This is a genomic window from Arthrobacter sp. 01L42 (assembly GCF_056400005.1).
Genome location: NZ_JBFTSL010000002.1, coordinates 216610 through 233114, shown reverse-complemented (window position 1 = coordinate 233114; position 16505 = coordinate 216610). Strand labels below are relative to the sequence as shown.

Genomic DNA, 16505 nt, shown 5'->3' with positions numbered 1-16505 from the left:
TTGTTGTTCTTCGAGCGGCTAAATATCGGGCCGTGGAACGGTTAGCGTCCCGGCCAATGCGGGGCGCGCTTCTCCTGGAAGGCGCGGACGCCCTCGGCGGAGTCTTCGCTGTCCAGCGCCGCCATGAGGGCGGGGAGCCGGAGGCCGCGGGCCTCGGCGGCGGTCAGGTGCGCGGTCTGCGTGACCATCTGCTTGACCGCCCGGACCGAGGTGGGGGCGCAGGCGAGGATCTGGTCCACCCAGCGCTGTACCGCGGCGTCGAGCTGGTCCGCGGGGACCACCTCATTGACCAGGCCCATGGACTGCATCTCGGTGGCCTCGGCCTTCCGCCCGGTCAGGAGCATGCCCATTGCCTGGGTGTAGGGGATCCGGCGCACCAGCTGGTGGATGCCGCCGTCGAGCGCCAGACGCCCGACGCGCGGTTCCGTCAGCCCGAAGCGGGCCGTGTCCGCGGCGATTACGATGTCCGCGCCGAGCACGATCTCCATGCCGCCGCCGAGCGCATAACCGTTGACCCGGGCGATCACCGGGATGTCCAGCGTGGTGCGCAGGCTGAGCCCGCCGAACCCGTTCGGGTCCAGACCGGCCCAGTATTCGAGCCCGGTCTTGTCCACGGCGGAGGCGGACATGTCCGCGCCGACGCAGAAGGCCCGGGTCCCGGCGCCGGTGATGACCACGGCGCGGACGTCCGGATCGGCTTCGAGCTGGTCCCAGATCTCGTTGAGCCGGGCCTGCGCGCCGCCGTCGACGGCGTTGAGCACGTGCTGGCGGTCGATGACCACGGTGGCGACGTGGTTCTCGATGGTCAGGGTGACCTGGTCAACGGCGGTGGGAACCGAGGCGGTCGTCCCGGCTTCTGAAACGGCGGTCACCGAAGGACCCCCAGCTGCTGCAGGCGCTCGATGGTCTCGGCGTCGAACCCGTTCTCCAGCAGCACCTCGACGTTGTGTTCGCCGAGGCGCGGGGCCACCCGGCGGATGGTGGGCGGGGTGGCGGAGAGCCGGATGGGTGCGTTGAGCATCTTCACGGTGCCGACGCCGGGGTGTTCCGCCTCGACGATCATGTTGTTGGCGTGTGTCTGCGCATCGGCCAGGGTCTGTTCCAGGGTGTGGACCGGGGCGTTGAGCAGCCCCTGGTCTTCGAGCCGGGTGGTCCAGTATTCGGTGGTGTTGGTGGACATGCGCTCGCGGAAGATCGCCTGCAGTGCCGGCTTGTGCTTGAACTGCTGTTCGAGGTTGGCGAACTCGGGCCGCAGCGTGAGGTCCTCGTCCAGGCCCAGGGCCTCGGAAATGCGCAGCAGCGGGTCCGGGGTGAAGCCGCCCACCATGCAGACGGCGCCGTCGGTGGTTTCAAAGACGCCGCTGAGCGGCATGGCGCCCCAGTTGACCTCGTAGCCGCGGTTGAGCTGCATGCAGGCCTCCTGCATCTGCAGGTGCAGCATGGAGTCGTACATGGTCACCTCCACCTTCTGCCCGACGCCGGCGGACTCGCGGGTGCGCAGTGCCAGCAGGATGCCCTGCATGAGGTGCATGCCCGTGATGTAGTCGCACAGCGTGGTGGGGTAGATGGCCGGTTTCATGTCATCGGACTCGCGCCGCCACATGACGCCGGAGTAGGCCTGGGCGATCGCGTCCTGGCCACCCTTGTGCGAGTAGGGGCCCTCGGGGCCGAAGCCGGTGCCGGAGGCCCAGATGATGCCAGGGTTCTGCTCCTTGAGGTCCTCGTAGCCGAAGCCCATCCGCTCCATGACGCCGGAGCGGAAGTTGCTGACCACGACGTCGGCGTCGGCGAGCAGCCGGTGGAGGACGGCTTTGCCCTCATCGGTGCGGGTGTCCACGGAGATGCTGCGCTTGTTCCGGTTGATGGACAGGAAGATCGGGTTGTCCTGGCCGTCCTTGTCCGGGAACGAGTTGCGGGAGATGTCTCCGGCGCCGGGGCGTTCCACCTTGATGATGTCCGCGCCGTAGTCGCCCAGCAGCTGGGTGCAGGACGGGCCCATGAACACCTGGGTGAAGTCCACGATCTTGATTCCCTCGAGCGGGAGCGGGGTGCCGGCCGGGAACGGGGTGCCGGCCGGCTGTGCCTCCGTCCCGGCGGCTGGGGCCGCCGTCGTGCCGTCTGCTGTTGTGCCTTCTGCTGTTGCGCCTGAGAAGAGGTCGTCGATGACGGTGCTCATGCCCCCACCACCGCGTCCACGTCAAGGGTGGCGTTCGACGACGGGACGTCGCCCGGGTCCGCGCCGTGCCGGCGCATGCCCTGCTGGATGTCCAGGGCGGAGACGTCACGGACGAGGGTGCCGTTCTGGATCGCCAGCGCGGCGGCGACGCCGACTGCCTGGCCCATGGCCATGCAGGGCGGGATCTCGCGGGACATCTTCTGGGCCTCGGGGGTGGCGGAGTAGTGCCGGCCGGCGACGAGCAGCTGGTCCACTTCCTTGGGCAGCAGCGAGCGGAACGGGTAGTAGTAGTCGCGGCCGCGGGCCACGGTGTCGGCGAAGTGGCGGCGGGAGGTGACATCTTCCTTGGTCATGACGTACTCGCCTTCGAGCAGGCGGGTCTGGCGCACGCCCATCTGGGACGCGACGTCGAGCATGTAGCAGTTCTCGAAGCCGGGCAGGTTGGCGCGGACGTAGTCCACGGCCTCGGTGATGCGGTCCCGTGCGGCGAACTCGGCGGCCGTCATGTCCGCCGGGTCGACGCCGTCGAAGCCGGTCATGTGGGGTGCGTTGCACCAGACGACGCCGTCGATGGGGGTCTTGAGCCACCACAGTTCCCAGGCGCCGCCGAGGAGGCGCTTGATCTTGCGGTTGATGGCGCGGGCTTCCTTCGGGTTGGCCTGTTCGAAGGCCTCCGCGGCGTTGGTGTCGACGTTGCCCAGGCGGAAGACGAGCGTGGTGAGGTAGCTGTCCTTGACGTAGCTGGCGCCGGCCCGGGAGGCGACGTCGATGTCGCCGGTGGTATCGATGACGATGTCGGCCATGAAGGCCTGCGGGCCGGACTTGGTCTCGCAGATCACGCCCTTCATGACGCCGTTGTCCACGATGGGGCGGGAGAACCAGGAGTGCAGGCGCAGGTTGACGCCGGCCTCGCGGACGAGGTCGTTGGAGACACGCTTCCAGCCGTCCGGGTCGAAGGCTGCGGCGTAGCAGACCGGCTTGGGGGTGGTGTGGGAGTGGAAGTCGAAGGTGCCGTAGCGGCCCCACTTGTTCCACAGTTCCTCGGAGGTCTTGCGGTCATCGGCCGGCGGGACGATCGCCAGGCCCAGCTTCTGCAGCCGCTCGACGTACTCGGAGACGATGCCGGTGACCGTGATTTCCTGGCCGTTGATCATGTCATCGAGCACCAGGACCATGCCGCCGGAGGCGAGGCCGCCCAGGGAGGAGTAGCGTTCCAGCAGCGTGACAGAGGCGCCCGAGCGGGCCGCGGTGACGGCTGCGGCCACGCCTGCGGGGCCACCGCCGACGACGAGGACGTCGGAGCGGGAGATGACAGGGGCGGTGAGGTCCGCCGTGGTGGTGCTGAGTTCCAGCGACGACATGGCTGTGGACGGGTTCATGGGGGATCCTTACTGTTTCGGCCGAAGTGCCGTTAGAGGCGTGCCGTGGGAACGGGTGCCGTTGGAACGGTGCCGGTGACGTAGAAGACGGTGCCCGGCAGTAACGCGGCAACGCTGACCGCGAAATCGACCCGGGAGAGGGTATGACGCATCGCGGCCCGTTGCGGGGCCGTGGTGCGGGCTGTTGGAGGGGTTCCGGCGGACACCGCGGTATAGAAGAGGCGTCCGGACCGGAGAAAGGTGACGGCGGCTAGGGCCGGCGGATCACCACGCGTGAGGTGCGTTAACCCAGATTGCTACGCAGACCTCTTCGTAGCTGTTCTTGTACCAGTGGGGCGTATCCGAGGAGAAGGTGATCGAATCGCCTTCTTCCAGGGTGTACTTCTCGCCGTCCAGGAAGATGTCCTTCCGGCCGGAGAGCACGATGCCGAATTCCTCGCCGCTGTGCCGGAAAGGAGTGGCGCTGGTGTCGTGGCCTGGCGGACTCACGATCCATTGGGCCTCCAGCGCACCGTTGAGGTCCGGGGTGAGCAGTTCATAGACTGCTTCACCTACGGACTTCTTGGTGACGCCCTTGAGGTTCCGCCGCTCGGCCTTGCGGACCACGGGGGACCTGGTTTCCTCCTGTCCGAGGAAGAACTTCCCCACCGGAATGTCCAGGCCGTGTGCCAGCTGCGCCAAGGTGGTGAAAGAGGGATTGGCCAGGCCGCGTTCGATCTGGCTGACGATCGCCGGGCTGAGGCCAGTGACTTCCGAGAGCTTCGCGAGGGTCATTCCTTTGTCCTTGCGCATGTTGCGGACCTTGTTGCCGACGGTGGCAAGAAGGACGCTTGTGCCGGCGGGGGAATGTCCCGTGACGATTTCGTTGGTCATGCTCCGACTCTCTCTTGGTGAGCTAACACACATAACTATAGTGAAAACTTTTAGCGAATCAAGGTTTTGCTGAATATTTTTGCGGTTCCGGGCCGAATCTGCGCCTGACGTGGGGCTTTGTAATCCGGCCCGGGCCCGGCCTGCTGCGGGCGGACGGGACTTCTCCGAAAACCATTGACTCTGTGAAGATCTTCAATATAGTTGTGTGAGCCGCAACACTTTTGGGAAGAACGCTTCAAACAGGTTAGGGCGCACAGCCTTCTGGCGGAAGGTGCATCCGACCCGCGAACACGTTCCTTTCCTTAAGCAAAGCTGCCGTGACATCTGCCAAGCCATCCGCAGAGCACGATGTTGGCCGGTCACCAGGGACCAGTTCCTTGTTGCCGAGCTGGATGGCCCGTTTGCATTCAAGCGCTACGAAGAGGCATGCGTAGCTATCTGGGCTAACTCGCCTCCCATGTGGTGAGCCGGTCCCGCCCCGCGGACCAAGCCAAACGATAGTTTCGATTGCCGGCGACCCCAACAGGGGTGCCCGCCGGCAATCCGTACCCTCACGCACCCCGAAAGTGCGGGGGAAGGAAAAAGGAATCATGACTGACACTGTCGTCAAGACTGACCTGGAGACCGGCCGCAAGTCCCGGTTATCTCCGGAAGTCCGCCGGGGACTGCTCGGCCTTGGACTTGGAAACACCCTGGAATGGTACGACTGGATGGTCTTCGGCCTGCTGTCGGCCTTCATCGGACCCAAGTTCTTCCCGTCGCAGGACCCCGTTGCCGCGACGCTGAGCGCGCTGGCAGTCTTTGCTGTCGGCTTCGCGTTCCGTCCGCTGGGCGGCATCCTGCTCGGCACCTTCGCCGACAGGATCGGACGACGGCGGGTAATGCTCTGGTCCATCATGATGATGGCGATCACCACCATGATCATTGCCGTGTCGCCGACCTATGACCAGATTGGCCCCGCGGCCGGCGTCATCCTGCTGGTCTGCCGCATCGTTCAGGGCATCTCCACCGGTGTCGAAGCTCCGCTGTCCACCGCCCACGCCGTCGAACTCGTCCCCGAGGGACGCGAGGGCTTTGTCGCCGGCATCATCTCCTTCTACGTCAACGCAGGCATCCTGCTCGCCTCGCTGGTCAGCTACCTCTCGTCCCTGATGCTCGGTGGGGCCGTCATGGCCGACTGGGGATGGCGTGTGCCGTTCATCGTCGGCGCAGCCTTCGGCTTCGTCGTTGTCTACCTTCGCCGGACGCTTCCGGAAACCATGAAACCGGAAGAACTGGCGAACAACTCCGCCAAGACCGTCTGGGGTGGAGTGCGCAAGCACTGGCTCAGCGTCCTGGCCATCACCTTCGTCGTCGGCGCGGCGCAGGCCTACAACTACGCCTGGAACACCGGCCTCCCGACGGCGGCCCGCACCGGCTTCAAGGAGGACGCAACCGCCGTCTTCGCGCTCACCACCATCCTCGGCGTCGTGCTGGTTGTCGGCAGCCTCATCATCAGCAAGGTCGCTGACGGCAAGTCAATGTCCAAGTGGTTCCTGATCACCCGTGCGCTGGCCATTCCGTCCGTGTTCCTGATGCTGATGTACGTCAAGCCCGGCATCGCCGGCTTCGCGGCCGTCCTCCTCGGCGGCTCGGTTGTGCTGGTCCTGAACATGACCCTGTACAACGTGGTCACCAGCTCCCTGATGCCGAAGGGTTGCCGCGGCGCCGGCACCGCGCTCGGCTACGGCCTGGGCGTCGCCCTCTTCGGTGGCACGGCCTCCTACCTCCTGGTCTGGCTCCAGTCCATGAACGCCTCCTGGATCTTCCCCGTTTACGTCGCCGTCCTGTCGGCGCTCAGCATCGTCTTCTACCTGCTCGCCCGGAAGAAGAACGGCATCTTCATCGGCCGGTAGAGCACACAGCCGGCTACGACCACGGCCGGTTACGAACACGGCCGGTTACGAAGACAGCCAGGCCAGAACACAGGCACGCAGGAACAGCGGTAAGAAGGAACGGAAAGTGGGAACCCTCATGGACGCCAGTCGCCCGGACACAAACGGTTTGCAGGCAAACGTGATCTCCTTTGATCTCGATGCCTCCGACGTGGGGCTTTACGAGGCAGCGCGCGCGCTGTTGCTCACCGCCCACCACAGCGAGAACCACCGGGTGGCGGCCGCCATGCGCGGTGAGTCGGGGGCCATCTATCTCGGACTGCACATTGGCGCCAAACGCATCAATGTGTGCGCCGAATCCAGCGCCCTCGCCAATGCCCGCATGGCCCAGGAGCCAGCAATCCACTCCGTGGTAGCCGTCAGCATGGACGGGCAGGGACACCCCCAGGTCACCAACCCGTGCGGCGTCTGCCGGGAGTTGCTGCGTTCTTACGGAACCGAGACGTCTGTACTGGTCGATGCCGGGGGCGAGGTGGGCAAGGTCCGGATCAAGGAACTGCTGCCCTTTCCCTGGATGCGTGCCACCGAAACGGAGTGGGACACTGTTCCGCCCCGCGTTCAGGAACACGCAACCTAACGAGCCGCCGCGGCACCCGCATCATCACCGGCGGCAACGGCAGCGGCAGGGCATCACGGAAGGCCGGGACTCACAAGTCCCGGCCTTCCGCCGTGCCGGGAGGTTCCGCCGTCGGGCGGCCCCAGACGCCACACAGAAAGCTGGTGCAGCCGCCGCGTTTCCGCTAAACCGCTGCACCAGCAGGTAGTACGAATTTTCTGAATACTATGAAACGTTACTCATTCGCGGCTCCCTATGTCCCGGGGGTTGATGACCGGGTCTTTACGTCTTCTTCCAGGTGCCTTGTCATCAGCCAGCCTGCGCCGGCCATTACTACGCCCATCACCATGAAGGCCCAATTGTCCATGGTGTTCAGCGACAGGAAGTTGGCCGCCGAATCCACGCCGACGATGAAACCGTAAATGCTAAGGACGATGTACAGCAGACCGGAGCCCATGAGGAAATTCCGGGCGCCCATGGCAGTCCGGGACATGGTCAGGCCGGTGGCGCCGATCGCGAGCTGAACGATGTTCAGCAACATCGACACCTGGAACAGGCCCAGGAACAGGGCCTTGGAATCGGGCCCGAAGAACCTCAGTTCGCTGTAATTCGTAGTGATGCCGGGGATGAACCCCAGGATGCCCACGACGATCAGGACGATACCTGCACCCATGCCGACGTTCTGTACATCTGTCCGACCAAAATGAACGCCGTGCGCATGAGGAGATGCGGTAGTCATTATCTGCCTCCAACCACTGATTGCGGACATTTACAATTTTACGACCGGGGTGCGCAAAAAGCGCCGGGGGCCCCCGACGGCAAATCCGGCGGATCCGGCCAATGTGCCTGTCGAAAACCGGCCGGGTGCCGGGCCCGTGGCACCATGGATCTCGATGAAACTGCGCGCTGATCAGACCGGACAACGTGGCCTTCCCATGCCCCTGTGGCTGCAGGGTGCCCTCGAGTCCGCCCAGGCCGCCGTCATTTCCGCCCTCGTGGTGGTGGCCCCGATCGTCATGGTCTGGGCCACGGCCGGATTCCAGCATGACGGATTCGATGTCCTGGCGCGCCTGGCCGGCCAGGCCTGGCTGCTGATCCACGGCGTGCCCCTGCTGCTGGACACCGCCGGTGCCGGGTCCGCCGCGCAGCCGGAATCCGGGACGCTCTCGCTCATCCCGCTGGGCCTGGCCCTCATCCCGTTCCTGCTCGCCTGGCGCGCCGGTCGGCGCCTTGCCCGCGCCTCATATACGGACCAGCTCTGGCAGGCCCTGCTCGGCTCCTGGCTGGCGTATGCCGGATTCGGGATTGCAACGGGCTTCGTCTGCCGCACGGCCGACGTCGGCATCAGCCTGTGGGCCGCCGCGTTCATTCCCCTCGTCCCGTTCGGGCTCGGCATGGTGGTGGGCGCGCGCCGCGAGGCCGGGTCGTGGAGCCGGCTGATCGGCGTCGACGCCGTGGCCTGGCTCTCCCGTACCAGCCAGCACTCGCGTTGGGCCGGGTCCTACCTGGGTTCGGCCATCAAGGCAGGCTCGGTGGCGCTGATGGCGAGCTTGGCGATGTCCGCCGCGCTGCTTGCCGTCGACCTCTTCATCCACTGGAACCTTGTGGTCGCCGTTTATGAAGGGCTCGATGCCGGTGCCATGGGCGGCGGTGTCCTCACCATCGTGCAGCTCGGCTTCCTGCCCAACCTCGTCGTCTTTGCCCTGGCCTGGATCTCCGGCGCGGGGTTCGCCCTGGGCGTCGGGTCGCTGGCCGGACCGCTCGGGACCGCCGTCGGGCCGCTGCCGTCCGTTCCGGTGTTCGCCGCGCTGCCGGCCGGTTCCCTCGACTTCGGCTTCGTGGCCCTGGTGGTGCCGGCGCTGGCCGGGGCGCTGGCCGGTTGGTGGTTCCTGCGCGAAGGCGAAAACCACTTCGACGAATGGCTGTCCATCAAGATCCGGGCCCGCTGGTTTACCGCCGCCGCCTCCACCCTGGTGCTGGGCGCGGTGATCGGCTCCGTCGCCGGGCTGCTCGCGGCGGGGCTCGCCTGGCTGGCCCGCGGTTCGGCCGGCATCGGTCGGCTGACGGAGATCGGGCCCGACCCGCTGCGCACGGCGCTGTTCGTGGCCGCGGAGGTCGGGATCGGCGTCGTGATCGGCTACGCGGCCGGACCGTGGCTGGAACGCCAGCAGAAGCTGCGCGAGGCAGACCTGGAGACGGTCAGCAGCCGCTAGGGCAGCGGCGTCGGTGCAGCTGTTAGCGCAGCTGCGTGGGCAGCTGGCCCGGCAGGGACTTCTCCAGCTGCGTCCTGCATTCCGAGGTTGCCTGCTGCGTCAGGGCGTAGCGGACGCACTGCTGGTAATCGCGGATCTGGTTGAAGAACAGCGTCGAGGCCAGGACCACCAGCAGCATCACCGCCGAAACCACCAGCCCGGATATCGCGCCGTACAGAACCAGCCGTGATTCCTTGTATTTCACCGCCCGGACCAGGACCACGATGCCCAGCACAATCCCCGCCACCGTGAGCAGCGCCGTCAGCCACACATAACCCACGTCGAGCTGGAAGACGAAGAACGAGCCCAGGACCGCGATGACGAACAGCCGGAACAGGGTGTGCGTCAGCCGTGCGGAATCTTGTGCTGCCTGGCCGGCCGGTTGCCGGTCCGACTGGCCGCTGCCGGATTCCGTGGGGGGATTCATGTTTTCCAGCCTACGCGAGCGGCCCCATAAGCTAGGACCATGCGCATAGTTGTCCTCGTTTCCGGCACCGGCTCCAACCTCCAGGCAGTAATCGATGCCGTGAAGTCCGGCGATCTCGACGTCGAGATCGCCGCCGTCGGCGCCGACCGGCCGGGGACGTTCGGGGTGGAACGCTCCGCCGCCGCCGGGATTCCCACGTTTGTGGTGGACTTCAAGGCCTACCCGGACAGGGCGGCCTGGAACGCGGCCCTGACCGAAGCCGTGGCCGGCTTCGCCCCGGATGTGGTGGTGTCCTCGGGCTTCATGCGGATTGTCAGCGCCGACTTCATCGACGCGTTTGACGGCAAATACCTCAACACCCACCCGGCGCTGCTGCCGTCCTTCCCCGGCGCCCACGGTGTCCGCGACGCGCTGGCCTACGGCGTGAAGGTCACCGGCTGCACGGTGCACTGGGCCGACGCCGGGGTGGACACGGGCCCCATCATCGCGCAGGAAGCCGTGGCGGTCGGGGACGGCGAGAGCGAGGAATCCCTGCACGAGCGCATCAAGGTGGTGGAACGCCGGCTCCTGGTCTCCACTCTGGCTTCCCTCGCCGCGGCCCACACCCCTGCCTGATTTCCGCCCTGCCTGATTCCCGCGCTGCCGGGTTTCCCCCGCTTGACCCAACTAGCTCGCAGTAGGGGCCGTTTTGGGCGCTCAAAACGGCCCCTACTGCTGGCCAGTTGGGTAGACGGGCCGCGGCTTGTGGATAACTCTCCGAGGCGGTCCTCGGTTTTGCGACGATGGGTCGATGAAGACACCCCGGCCGCTCCCGTCCCCGCTCGGTTCGGCGCCGTTTACAGTCAGGGAGGCCGTCGACGCCGGAGTCAGCCGGCGCCGGCTTAAGCATCGCTCGCTCCACGTTCCGAGCCGCGGGATCCGGTTGCCAGCAGAACACCCCGTTGAACTAGCGCACCAAGCGCGGCCCCTCACCCTTGTGACGCAATTCTCTGCAGCCTCCCACGCGACCGCCTTCCTGATCTGGGACTTTCCGGGCTTCCTCCCGGGTGCGGACGCCCTCGGCATCCACATTTCCCGTCCGGACACGATGGCAATACCGCGGCGCAGGGGCGTGATTGGCCATGTCGGGCAATTCTTCGCCGACGAAATCACCACGATCGACGGGCTGCTGGTCACCACTCGGACCAGGACGTGGCTGGACTGCGCCCGGAAGATGAGCATTGACGAGCTGACCGTGGTGGCGGACCACTTATTGCGTCATCCTCGGCCTGAGTTTGAAGGCCGGACGGAGCCTTATGCCGGTCCTGGGGAACTGGCCGAAATGTTGGACCGACACAAGGGTACGCCCGGCATCCGCAAGGCTCGTCTCGCCTTGGACCAAGCCCGGATCGGTGCGGATTCGGCCCCCGAGACGAGACTCCGGCTTGCCCTCTGCCGCTCAGGACTACCGGAACCGGAACTGAACGTGCGCACGGTCCTGCGCTCCGGCGTCGTGCGTCAACCTGATCTTGCCTATCCGGAACACCGGGTTGCTGTGGAGTATGAGGGGGCCGTGCACTCCGACGCGGCCCAGGTCGTACGTGATATCGCCAAGGAAGAGGACTACGCAGGCAGTGGCTGGATCCTGGTCAGGATCTCAAAACGGCACATGGAGAACGACGCGCGCGCCGCCGTGGCCAAGGTCCGCGCCGCTCTCGCCTACCGCGGCTGGCAGCCCAAGTAGGCTGGCAGCCCAAGTAGCTCGCAGCAGGGGCCGTTCTGAAGACTCAGAACGGCCCCTGCTGCGAGTCAGTTGGGCGGGGTGGGCGCGTTACTCGAGCCGGCGCTGCTTCGTCTCGGGGGCGAAGAACGCCATCCACAGCACGGAGAGCAGCACGAGGCCGCCGGCCAGGGCGAACGACGTCGCGAGCCCCAGTTCCGGCCACAGGAAGGCCGCGAAGATCAGCGGACCGAACCCGGCGCCGAGCCGGGAGAACGTCGAGGCCCAGCCGAAGCCGGAGCCGCGCAGTTCCGTGGGGTAGAGCTCGGAGACGTAGGTGTAGAGCACCGGGATGGCCACCTGCACCACGAAGCCGAACACCAGGAGCCAGAACACGGCGGCGGTGGGAATGTCCACCACGATCGCCACGATCACCAGCGTCAGCGCGGACAGCGGTCCGGTGATCGCCAGGATCCACTTGCGGCCCACCCGCTCCACCAGCAGGGCGGCCACCACCACGCCCAGGAGTCCGACGGCGGCCATCGACGCCGTGGTCAGGAAGGCCTTGTACTCCTCGAAGCCGGCGCCGATCAGGATCCGCGGCATCCACGTCAGCGACAGGTAGTAGACGAGCAGGATGCTGAAGAACAGGGCCCATGCCGCCGTCGTGATCTTCCAGTTGAACTGCCAGAGGGCGCGCAACTGCGTCCACGCACTCCCCGCCGAGAGGCGTGGTGCATCCTGCGGTGCGGGCAGGCTGTAGACGCGGGCCTCGGCGCCGGTGGCCTGGACCAGGGCGTCGATCACCTTGGCGGCCTCGTCGCGGCGGCCTTTGCGGATCAGGAACAGCGGGGATTCCGGCACGCTGCGGCGGATCCAGAACACCAGCAGCGCCGGGAGCACCATGACCAGCATGGTCAGCCGCCAGTCCGCGAAGGCCGCGACCAGCCCGGCGGAGACAAAACCGCAGAGGGCCGCGCCGATCGGCCACCAGCCGTCCATCGCGGTGAGCACCCGGCCGCGCTGTTTGCGCGGGGTGAACTCGCCCACCAGCGCGTAGTCCACCGGGATGCAGCCGCCCAGGCCGAACCCGGCCAGGAACCGGAACACGACGAACCACATGAAGTCGGGGGAGAAGGCGCCGAGCACGGTGAAGATGGAGAAAATCAGCAGGGTCGCGGTGAAGGCCTTCTTGCGGCCGATGGTGTCCGCGATGGTGCCCCAGACAAAGGCGCCCAGGGCCATGCCAATGAGGTTCGCCGTGCCGATCCAGGCGGCATCGCCCGGGCTCAGCGACCAGTGCTTGGACAGCAACGGAATGAGGATGCCGTTGAGGGTGACGTCCCAGGCATCGAACATGAAGCCCAGTCCGCCGATCAGGAAGATCCGGCCTTGGACCTTCCACCGCCACGGCAGCTCCTGGACCACCTGTTCGCCGCTGGGCACAGTGGTGTACGTGTTCATCTTGGCCTCCTGTGAAAACTCTACGTGGCCGGGCCGCGGCCTGCGCGTGCTTCACACTCCGGCGCGCGGGAGGGCCCGGCGGCGGGACGCGATAAACTGGCCGCATCCCCACCACCCGCGGCCCCGCCGCGATATAAGACGGAGACTTTTGTGAGCTTCACGCAGCTTGACCGTGTATCCATCGACCGAGTTCCCATCCACCGGGCACTGATTTCGGTCTACGACAAGACCGGTCTGGAGGAGCTCGCTCAGGGCCTGCACGCCGCCGGCGTCAAGATCGTCTCCACCGGCTCCACGGCCAAGAAGATCGCCGCCGCGGGCATCCCAGTGCAGGAAGTCGAGGAAGTCACCGGCTCCCCGGAAATGCTGGACGGCCGCGTCAAGACCCTGCACCCGCGCGTGCACGGCGGCATCCTCGCGGACCGCCGCGTCCCGGCCCACATGCAGACCCTGGCGGACATGGAGATCGAGCCGTTCGACCTCGTCGTCGTCAACCTCTACCCCTTTGTGGAGACCGTGAAGTCCGGTGCCGCGCCGGACGACGTCGTCGAACAGATAGACATCGGGGGTCCCGCGATGGTGCGCTCCGCCGCGAAGAACCACGCCGCCGTCGCCATCGTGGTGGACCCGGCGTCCTACGGTGCCGTGGTGGAGGCCGCCGCCTCGGGCGGTTTTGACCTGAAGACCCGCCGCCGGCTCGCCGCCAAGGCGTTCGCGCACACCGCGGCCTACGACACCGCCGTGGCCACCTGGACCGCCAGCCAGTTCCGCGACGAGGACGGCGACGGCGTGATCGACTGGCCCGCCTACGCCGGCCTGGCCCTGGAACGCTCCGAGGTGCTCCGCTACGGCGAAAACCCGCACCAGCAGGCCGCACTGTACGTGGACAAGGCCGCCCCGGCCGGCATCGCCCAGGCCGACCAGCTGCACGGCAAGGCCATGAGCTACAACAACTTCGTCGACGCCGACGCCGCCCTGCGCGCCGCCTTCGACTTCGCCGAACCCGCCGTCGCCATCATCAAGCACGCCAACCCGTGCGGCGTGGCCGTGGGGTCCGCGTCGGCGGCCGACCCGATCGCCGACGCCCACGCCAAGGCCCATGCCTGCGATCCCGTGTCCGCGTTCGGCGGCGTCATCGCCGCGAACCGCACGGTCACCGCCGGGATGGCACGCACCGTCGCCGGCATCTTCACCGAGGTCGTCATCGCGCCGGGCTTCGACGACGAGGCAGTGGAGATCCTGTCCAAGAAGAAGAGCATCCGCCTCCTGGCCCTCCCGGACGGATACGGCCGCTACCCGACCGAGTTCCGCCAGGTCTCCGGCGGCATGCTGGTGCAGGCCACGGACAAGGTCGACGCCGACGGCGACACCCCCGCGAACTGGACCCTGGCCGCGGGCGACGCCGCCGACGCCGCCACCCTGGCCGACCTCGCGTTCGCCTGGACCGCGTGCCGCGCGGCGAAGTCCAACGCCATCCTGCTCGCGGACAACGGTGCCGCCGTCGGCATCGGCATGGGCCAGGTAAACCGGCTCGATTCCTGCAAGCTCGCGGTCGAGCGCGCCAACACGCTGGGTGTCACGGTTGAGTCCGATGTCGAGGGTGCTGGCGGTGCTGCTGGCACCGACGCCAGCGAAGCACCCGAGCGTGCCCGGGGCGCTGTAGCGGCCTCGGACGCGTTCTTCCCGTTCGCCGACGGACTGCAGATCCTGGTCGACGCCGGCGTGCGCGCCGTCGTCCAGCCCGGCGGCTCAGTCCGGGACGAGGAAGTCATCGCCGCGGCCAACGCCGCCGGCATCACCATGTACTTCACCGGGGCACGCCACTTCTTCCACTAGGGCCCTTCCACTCGGGTAGTGCTCTTCCACTCGGGCTGCGGTTCGCGCACAAGGGACCCGCACTGGAGACTTCCGCACGAAACACCCCCGCACAAAAAATGGACATGCCCTCCCTGGCCGGGGGACATGTCCATTTTTTGTGCCATCGAGTGGGCTGGTGGCCGGTCCCTGGGACATGCTCATTCGTTCCGCGGGACATGCTCATTTTTCGCGGCAAGGAGTGGGCATATGGGGGATATGTCCAGGCTTCGGAGTGTGGAGAGGGCATGTCCCGTGCGACCCTGGGCTGCCAGGGCCAGCCGGGGGACATGCCCGTTCTTTCTGGAGCGCAGCGGGCCATCCGGGGGACATGCTCATTCGTTCCCAAGCGCCGAGAAGCCGCCCGGGAGGACATGTCCAGTCCTCATGGCAAGGCCCGGACATGTGGGGTATATGTCCGGGCCTTGGTGTTAGCGGAGGGCATGTCCAGGGGGCGGGAGCGATCCGCCGTCGCACATAAAGCCAGCGCGGGGCCACTGCGTCCTCCCCACTGCTGAAGATGGGACGCAATGACCCCGCGCTGGGGCAAACAGGGTAAACAGGGTAGACAAGCCCGGCTGCGCGGGCCCCGCGAACAGGCCCCCGCGAACGGAGCACAGGCCCCGCGAACAGGCCCCCGCGAACGGAGCGCGGGCCCCGCGCGAACGGGGCCCCGCGCCCTCAGATCAGGAAGCGGCCGCCGTGGTGTAGGCCTGCTGGATCACGCTGCCCCAGTACGGGCCGTACATCTTGGTGGAGTTGCTGCCGTAGCCGTAGCTGTTGATGGAGTTCTGGTAGCCGGCGGCGCTGGTGCCGATGAACCACGGACCGCCTGAGGAACCGCCGGTCATGTTGCAGGGGATCCCCTGGGTGTTGAACTGCGGGTTGTAGGGATCGTTCGTGGCGGTGCCGGAGCAGCTCTTGAGGGATTCACCGTTGAAGGGCGCTGCGGCGGGGTAGCCGAATGACTTGTAGCTCAGGCCGCGGGCGGCGTTGAACTGCAGCCCGGAGCCGCCGACGACGTCGCTCAGGTACTGGCCGTTGAGCGTGGACATGACGGCGAAGCCGGTGTCGTAGGTCATGTCACCCGAGGAGCTCCACTGGGTGGGGGCGTAGAGGGCCTTGGCCGTCCACTTGCCGTAGGGGGCCGCGCCGTTCAGGTACGCCGGGACGAACGTGAACTTGGTGGCGAAGGCGCCCGGGCCCTCATTCACGCAGTGCCCGGCCGTGGAGACCGTGCTCTTGTTGCCGGAGGAGACCGAGTTGCCGGAGCAGACGTAGTTCGTCCCGCCGAGGGTGAAGAAGACCTTGCCGATGTGCGGGACGGGGGTTTCGCTGGCATTGGTCTTGGTCTGGAGCGTCTGGGATTGCAGCTTGGGAGCCGCGGCCTCGACCTTGCCCGGCGCGCCCGTTTCCGCCGGGCCCCTGGCCGCGGTGGCCTTGCCGTTGCGCTTCATGGCCCTGTCGGCCAGGACGTCGCCGGGGACGGCGCTGCGCATGCGTTCCGCGGTCCAGTAGTCGGCCGCGCCCGTCTCGGTGACGGTGTGGCTGGAGACATCGGAGGTGGAAACCGGTGCCTTGGCCGGTGCGGGGGAGGCCGTGGCCGCCCCCGCGGCACTCAGGGCCAGCAGCGCGGCGGCCGAAAGAGTCAGCAGGCTGGTGGCCAGAGTCTTGGGTGTTCTCATGGGTGTCCTAACCGGTGGAAAAGCGGGGCGGCCGCTGTTGGCGGCCGCTGGATGGAACGAAACTACGGCAATTTGACTAACCTGTAAAGTCGCTTGTCAATTTTTGTTATGCCGTGTCGGGATGTCACTCATCCGTCCGCGCACGACGCCGGTAGGCGCCAACGGGGGCACCTCGGGTAAGTTAGGGGTGTTGAGATAACACAAGA

14 protein-coding genes are annotated in these 16505 nt (G+C 66.8%); 6 read left to right on the top strand and 8 right to left on the bottom strand.

All coding sequences use genetic code 11. The features are described from left to right. Positions 1 to 41: 41 nt before the first annotated feature. The 4 genes from AC1DN2_RS02995 to AC1DN2_RS02980 form a co-directional block, all read right to left on the bottom strand. Positions 42 to 872 (bottom strand): enoyl-CoA hydratase-related protein, encoded by an 831-nt coding sequence (locus AC1DN2_RS02995; RefSeq protein ID WP_476849147.1) that lies wholly within the window; start codon positions 870 to 872, stop codon positions 42 to 44. Then, on the bottom strand, positions 869 to 2176 hold the full coding sequence (locus AC1DN2_RS02990; RefSeq protein WP_476849146.1) for a CaiB/BaiF CoA transferase family protein: 1308 nt from the start codon (positions 2174 to 2176) through the stop codon (positions 869 to 871). The genes AC1DN2_RS02995 and AC1DN2_RS02990 overlap by 4 nt, the downstream gene beginning before the upstream one ends. Next, positions 2173 to 3555 carry an FAD-dependent oxidoreductase gene (locus tag AC1DN2_RS02985; protein ID WP_028277300.1) on the bottom strand — a complete coding sequence of 461 codons (1383 nt, stop codon included), beginning with the start codon at positions 3553 to 3555 and terminating at the stop codon, positions 2173 to 2175. The genes AC1DN2_RS02990 and AC1DN2_RS02985 overlap by 4 nt, the downstream gene beginning before the upstream one ends. A gap of 264 nt (positions 3556 to 3819) precedes the next feature. After that, the gene (locus AC1DN2_RS02980; protein WP_028277301.1) at positions 3820 to 4428 is read right to left on the bottom strand and encodes a helix-turn-helix domain-containing protein; all 609 of its coding nucleotides are present in this window, start codon (positions 4426 to 4428) and stop codon (positions 3820 to 3822) included. 590 nt (positions 4429 to 5018) lie between these two features. Between AC1DN2_RS02980 and AC1DN2_RS02975 the strand changes: the two genes are divergently transcribed. After that, positions 5019 to 6323 carry an MFS transporter gene (locus AC1DN2_RS02975; RefSeq protein WP_476849145.1) on the top strand — a complete coding sequence of 435 codons (1305 nt, stop codon included), beginning with the start codon at positions 5019 to 5021 and terminating at the stop codon, positions 6321 to 6323. A 106-nt stretch (positions 6324 to 6429) separates the two neighbouring features. Continuing rightward, positions 6430 to 6939 (top strand): cytidine/deoxycytidylate deaminase family protein, encoded by a 510-nt coding sequence (locus AC1DN2_RS02970; RefSeq protein ID WP_476849144.1) that lies wholly within the window; start codon positions 6430 to 6432, stop codon positions 6937 to 6939. Positions 6940 to 7171: 232 nt separating this feature from the next. On the opposite strand, the gene AC1DN2_RS02965 is transcribed toward AC1DN2_RS02970, so the two are convergent. Then, entirely contained in the window at positions 7172 to 7591 is a 420-nt protein-coding gene (locus AC1DN2_RS02965; RefSeq protein ID WP_253906807.1) for a DUF4383 domain-containing protein, read from the bottom strand. Positions 7592 to 7811: 220 nt separating this feature from the next. Between AC1DN2_RS02965 and AC1DN2_RS02960 the strand changes: the two genes are divergently transcribed. Next, positions 7812 to 9131, top strand: coding sequence for a cell division protein PerM (locus tag AC1DN2_RS02960; RefSeq protein ID WP_459384140.1), 1320 nt, complete (start codon positions 7812 to 7814; stop codon positions 9129 to 9131). Between the two features lie 22 nt (positions 9132 to 9153). Here AC1DN2_RS02960 and AC1DN2_RS02955 read toward each other — a convergent pair whose 3' ends face one another. After that, complete coding sequence (locus AC1DN2_RS02955) at positions 9154 to 9597, bottom strand: hypothetical protein (protein WP_476849143.1); 444 nt, start codon at positions 9595 to 9597, stop codon at positions 9154 to 9156. Between the two features lie 39 nt (positions 9598 to 9636). On the opposite strand from AC1DN2_RS02955, the gene purN reads away from it, so the two are divergent. Both purN and AC1DN2_RS02945 read left to right on the top strand, forming a co-directional pair. Continuing rightward, positions 9637 to 10212, top strand: coding sequence for a phosphoribosylglycinamide formyltransferase (gene purN, locus AC1DN2_RS02950; protein ID WP_476849142.1), 576 nt, complete (start codon positions 9637 to 9639; stop codon positions 10210 to 10212). Positions 10213 to 10573: 361 nt separating this feature from the next. Further along, complete coding sequence (locus AC1DN2_RS02945; RefSeq protein WP_476849141.1) at positions 10574 to 11320, top strand: hypothetical protein; 747 nt, start codon at positions 10574 to 10576, stop codon at positions 11318 to 11320. 87 nt (positions 11321 to 11407) lie between these two features. Here AC1DN2_RS02945 and AC1DN2_RS02940 read toward each other — a convergent pair whose 3' ends face one another. Next, a complete protein-coding gene (locus tag AC1DN2_RS02940; protein ID WP_243180242.1) occupies positions 11408 to 12760 on the bottom strand; it encodes an MFS transporter in 1353 nt (450 codons plus the stop codon). Positions 12761 to 12910: 150 nt separating this feature from the next. Here AC1DN2_RS02940 and purH point away from each other — a divergent pair, with 150 nt between their 5' ends. Continuing rightward, complete coding sequence (gene purH, locus AC1DN2_RS02935; protein WP_476849140.1) at positions 12911 to 14596, top strand: bifunctional phosphoribosylaminoimidazolecarboxamide formyltransferase/IMP cyclohydrolase; 1686 nt, start codon at positions 12911 to 12913, stop codon at positions 14594 to 14596. A gap of 704 nt (positions 14597 to 15300) precedes the next feature. Here purH and AC1DN2_RS02930 read toward each other — a convergent pair. After that, the gene (locus AC1DN2_RS02930; RefSeq protein WP_476849139.1) at positions 15301 to 16299 is read right to left on the bottom strand and encodes a trypsin-like serine peptidase; all 999 of its coding nucleotides are present in this window, start codon (positions 16297 to 16299) and stop codon (positions 15301 to 15303) included. Between the last annotated feature and the right edge of the window lie 206 nt (positions 16300 to 16505).